Raw genomic sequence first — 565 nt, 5'->3', positions numbered from 1 at the left:
GCCTTTAATGCTTTGGCTGCTGCGGATTCCGGATGGCGGGCCGGGTATCTCCGGATGGTGCCCTGCCCGTGAAACGGGCCGGGTTGGAACGGAATACCGGGGGACAGGCTGTTCAGACCGCCAAACCCGTCTGCGCTAATGCCGCTCGGAGTACGGTAGCCGGAGAATTTCAGCATCGCTGTCCAAAACAAGGCATGAAAATACAGTATGTCTTTGCCGATAAAGTGATACATCTCGGTTTGGCTGTCAGCTTTGAAAAATTCATCAAAATCCAAGCCGGTGCGGTCACAAAGATTTTTGAACGATGCCATGTAACCCACCGGCGCATCCAGCCACACATAGAAATATTTGCCTGGCGCATCGGGGATTTCAAAGCCGAAATAAGGTGCGTCGCAATGAACACGCGACCTACCCGCAGGGGCAAGCATACCTTGAATTTAAAAAGTTTCCTTGCTTTTTAGCTTTAAGAAAAGCCGGCGTTGTTTACCGTATTGGAAAGACAATACTGAAATGAACACCCACAAAAACACCCGGTTCACCCCACATCAGCGCCAGGCCCTATACG

Annotated in this window: 1 pseudogene; it reads right to left on the bottom strand. The window is 51.2% G+C overall.

The features are described from left to right. Positions 1-122: 122 nt before the first annotated feature. Positions 123-392, bottom strand: a pseudogene (locus tag C7N83_RS14090) (class I tRNA ligase family protein); the annotation flags it as partial. Between the last annotated feature and the right edge of the window lie 173 nt (positions 393-565).

The sequence above is a fragment of the Neisseria iguanae genome (assembly GCF_003013245.1).
Classification (GTDB): domain Bacteria; phylum Pseudomonadota; class Gammaproteobacteria; order Burkholderiales; family Neisseriaceae; genus Neisseria; species Neisseria iguanae.
This window is presented reverse-complemented; position numbering and strand designations above follow the sequence as displayed.